The sequence below is a fragment of the Deltaproteobacteria bacterium genome (genome assembly GCA_019308995.1).
In the GTDB taxonomy this organism is placed as follows: Bacteria; Desulfobacterota; Desulfarculia; order Adiutricales; family JAFDHD01; genus JAFDHD01.
Genome location: JAFDHD010000209.1, coordinates 1 through 4243, shown reverse-complemented (window position 1 = coordinate 4243; position 4243 = coordinate 1). Strand labels below are relative to the sequence as shown.

Below are 4243 nucleotides of genomic sequence, written 5' to 3'. Positions count from 1 at the left end.
CCAGATCAAAATCCCACTTCTTGACACGACCGTCCGCGGTGGCCTGCTCCATGTTTACCAGGTCAACATGGATTCCCACTGCCTCTAATTGTCGCTTGATCACCTCACCGTCCCTGTCGGCAACGGATTCACCGGCCACGGTTATGTTTGAAGCCAAAACCTCTATTTTTAGCGGCTGGCCGTCTCTGGCATAGAATCCATCGTTTCCCTTGACGTACCCTATCGATTCCAAAATCTGGCGTCCCCTTGCCGGATCAGGCTTATATGTCGGCGTATTGGGGTTGTAAAAATCATGATCCGGTGATAGGAGGCCAAAAGAGGCCGGTGAGCCAAAGCCACGGTGGGCTTTGTCAATGATCTCCTGCTGGTTGATTGTATGGGCCAAGGCCTGGCGGAAGCGCCTGTCATTAAAGGGCGGCTTCTTGTGGTTGACCATAAGTTTCTTATTCCATCCTCTGGCGTTCACCAATATGACCATCCCTTTTTTCTTGAGTGGCTTGGCCATGTCAGGCTTGATGTTGGCCAGATCGGCTTTGCCGGTGGACAGCGTCATGATAGGCTTACCAGCCTTGATGTAAATCAGGCGATCTGCCTTTGGCTTGCCCTGGTAGTAGTCTTCAAATGCCTCGTAAAGGTAGGTCCCCTTGGTCTTATTAAAATCAACGAACTTATAAGGACCGCAACCGATAAATGCCCCGGGATTATTGTATTTCCTCGGGTCGGTTACGTTCTTCCAGATGTGCTTGGGGAGAATGGGCATGACACCGCCTATATAGGCCAGAAAGGGGGCGTAAGGTTTGGTCACCTTGATCACTACCCTGCCTTTTCCCACGGCCTCTGCTCCGGCCACGTCGCCCATGGGTACCCAATGATAGGGATGTTTTTTGAAGTAATCTATGGTGAAGACCACATCCTCCGAGCTGAACGGCTTACCATCATGCCACTTGACCCCCTCCCGGAGCTCAAAGGTAAAGCTCAGTGACCTGGGATCATAGGTCCATTTTCTGGCCAGGGCCGGGATGTAACCCTTATCATCTTTCCAGATAAGGGTGTCAAAGACCCAGCTCATGCGGACATAACCCGGACCTCGCGGATAATGTCGATATGGATTGGGATAGCCCCAGTCGCCCTTACTGTCCGCGATACGGATTTCTTTGACCTGGGCGAGAACCGCTAACAAGAGCAATCTGCACAAAAATCCTTTTTTTCCTTTTCTCATTCTCTCCTCCTTATAAAGATATTAAACATCTTACCCTTGGCCTGCAGACCAAAAGAGAGCCTCCATAGCTTTTTTATAATTGTTATGTTGAAGATATTTTATTCGGTCTTCTGACCCAGGAGAGCCTTCGTGGCTGTAAGTGAGACAAATATGAAAAGGTTTGAGTAAAACCTTGCAGACTTCATGCCGTAATTTAAAGGTTTTTTAATTGATTACCTTTTCTTTGTCAAGGATTTTCAGATCTTATCCTGCTGCTATTAAGAAGTAGAAAGGGGAATGCAGAGTTATATGCATCCCCCTCTCCTGTTGAGCTTCAAAAGGGCTATTTGTCAATGGTCATGATCATGAATTTCTGCGTCATGGCCGGGATGGTCATGATCATGTGGGCTGTGTTCCCCGGTGTGTTTATGATCGTGCGTTTGTGGGTCGCCTTGGTGGAGATGATCATGTGCATGGGTGTGCGTGTGCTCGTGGCTGTGCTTCATATCACCGTGTGAATGTTCATGATTATGCGTGTGGGTGTGTTCATGCGAATGCATATGTTCGTGTTCATGTGTTCCTTCCATAATTACACCTCCTTTCATATGGATATAGAATTTATTTGTTATTTTAATAAATTGCAGTATCAGGGTCAAGATATTAAAATATTGCTTGACAAAAACACGGAATTTTCCTAACTTTAACATTGAAGTTGCTCATGAAGAGCAGATAACCAGCTTAAACAACATTTAAATAAACAATATAAAAGGCCAAGAAGGCGTTACTACCCTGAAGGGGTGGGCTTTCTTGGCCTTTTTTTGTTTTAGCAATTATCAGAGAAAATGCAGGCTTTTTACAGGAATGACAAAGGTTTATACCCAATCGTCATTCCCGCGGGAATCCAGTAGTTATTATCCGAAGTTTTATGAAGTAACGGGAAAAAGGGAGAATTCTATAATAAGGAGGAAAATCATGAAGAGATGTATGCAAGTTTTTCTGGTTGTATTATTGCTTGTCAGTTTAGCTCAGGTCCTCTGGGCCGCTGATGTTAAAGGACTGATAAAAAATGGTATGCTAGACCTGAAGATTGAGAAGGGAAGCCCCGATCTCCTTGCCCTCACCAATGCGACTTATGTAAAGGTGAACGGCAAGACCACCGAAGGCTATGTGGATATAATCCAGGAAACAACAGGGTGTTCTATTGGTAAAGGGAGCCTACTTTTCTTTCATCGTCCCGTAACCTATCCTTTGAAGGTCGTTCTGTTCAGAAAGGATACCAAGGATACAGTTGTCATAACATACGACGGGAATAAAACGAGAAAGATTAACTTAAATATGGACGGTGACAAGGCTACTAAGCCGGATGGTTGGAAACAGATAAAAGAAAAGATCGGAAGTTTATCGGATACATTCAGCATGGTCACAATTGCCAATGCCTGGGCAAAGGGTGCCCCTTTTGATTTCCTCAAATGCTGCGAATTCCACAATCATCTGTGCCCTGGTGTAAGCACAGGTTATCAAATTGTGCAGTTTATCCTTGAGAAATATCCATTGAAAAAAGGAAATAAGTATATCTGGATCGCCTGTCCGCCATGGTGTAAGGACGACGCCGTTCAGATACTCCTTGATCTCACGCCGGGCAAGCGAAGTTTGTTCGCAAAACAACTTACAGCCGATCAGAAAAAGGCTGTTTCAGGTGAAAAACCAACCGATAATATAGCTGGAATATTAGTGATATGGAACAACAAGGCCAAAAAAGGCAAGGCAGTTGCCTTCCGGTATGACTGGGGAAAGGCCTGCCAGGTTTCCGGGGTTAAGAAAAAAGACTTCAAACCAAAAGGAGGCAAAAAAACCTAGTCTTCTGGACCACCAGGGTAAAGGGTAACTGGTGTCTTATGCCCTATCTGGATAAACCGGCAGACTTTGTGAAGGTGGTGAAAGAGGTTGAAGTAAGCCCCCAGATGTACACAAAGATAACGACAGCCGGTGTGAACCCATACGAAGTTATAGGTCTAACCAAATAGTTTGGAAGGAGGTGATGGGCATGTGTTCACCAATTAGTGTGGCCACGGGAGGAGCTACCGGCGGTTGTACCGGTATTTGCCGGTTTATACCCCAAATCATAGCTTCATTAAGCGTCGTCGGTATCCTGATGCTGAACTTCAAAGGGCTTCTGCTCAAAGCCTTGCAGTTCAACTGGATGCCGTTTATCCGAAAGACTGCTTAACCTCCTATCCAGGTGAGGGGGATTTCCCCCTCACCAACTTTTTCAAAAAAGAATTTCCACTGACCGGAAGCGAGAAACATTTAACACACGTGCTTGATTCATTTCGTTACAGGACCCTTCAGGTTGAGGTAGCAACCGCCTGCAACCTTGATTGCGCCATATGTCTGAGGCGAAAGCTGGAAAGACCGAACAGGTTCCTCTCCCTTTCCGATTTTAAACGCATCCTTGATCCGGGCCTTTTCCGTTATGTGGGGCTGCACGGATGGGGAGAGCCCCTGGTATGGAGTCACCTCTCCATCCTGGTTCAGCCTTTACGGCCTCCTGGCCCTCTTTGCCCTCGGGATCTGGGTAGAGCTTCTTTATGGAAAATGGGATTGGGTCGGCGGAGGCCTCGGTAATCTTTTCTGCCTCGGGATAACCTGGCTCGCCTTTGGTCTTCACCGCCACATATGGGCGGATGCAAAACAAGCCCTTTTGCCAGTGCTTGCTGCCTTCATTTCCGGAGTAGCTGGAGTTCTGCTTGCCTGGATTATTGCTAAACTTCTCCCTGATAAAACAACAAAAAGTTCCTATTAGGCCTGATTTCCAGATTTGCCTTCGCCGAAAATCTCAGAATATATCATGTCAGGTATAGGGCCATTTGTAATTTGACACACTATTGGCTTCCGGTATGGTGCAGCAACCAATGGGCCTGACCTGGATGCCGAAGTGGAGCACAGGCCGGGGCTTTTACTGGCCAGCATTTAATCTGGCTGACTCTGTAGTCACTATGGAGACCTTCTGGCTTTTAATCAATATTATAAAAAGAAAGAAGTTTA

5 protein-coding genes are annotated in these 4243 nt (G+C 46.3%); 3 read left to right on the top strand and 2 right to left on the bottom strand.

Annotated elements, in window-relative coordinates; all coding sequences use genetic code 11:
• On the bottom strand, positions 1-1219 hold a 1219-nt coding region (locus JRI95_16970), incomplete at its 3' end, for a peptide-binding protein (protein ID MBW2063238.1).
• Between the two features lie 332 nt (positions 1220-1551).
• Between JRI95_16970 and JRI95_16965 the strand changes: the two genes are divergently transcribed.
• The 3 genes from JRI95_16965 (at position 1552) to JRI95_16955 (ending at position 3425) form a co-directional block, all read left to right on the top strand.
• On the top strand, positions 1552-1716 hold the full coding sequence (locus JRI95_16965; GenBank protein MBW2063237.1) for a hypothetical protein: 165 nt from the start codon (positions 1552-1554) through the stop codon (positions 1714-1716).
• Between the two features lie 343 nt (positions 1717-2059).
• Positions 2060-3055, top strand: a complete 996-nt coding sequence (locus JRI95_16960; GenBank protein ID MBW2063236.1) for a hypothetical protein — start codon at positions 2060-2062, stop codon at positions 3053-3055.
• Between the two features lie 187 nt (positions 3056-3242).
• Positions 3243-3425: a hypothetical protein gene (locus tag JRI95_16955; protein ID MBW2063235.1), complete on the top strand. Its 183-nt coding sequence runs from the start codon at positions 3243-3245 to the stop codon at positions 3423-3425.
• 98 nt (positions 3426-3523) lie between these two features.
• Here JRI95_16955 and JRI95_16950 read toward each other — a convergent pair whose 3' ends face one another.
• Entirely contained in the window at positions 3524-3715 is a 192-nt protein-coding gene (locus tag JRI95_16950; protein MBW2063234.1) for a hypothetical protein, read from the bottom strand.
• Positions 3716-4243: the final 528 nt, after the last annotated feature.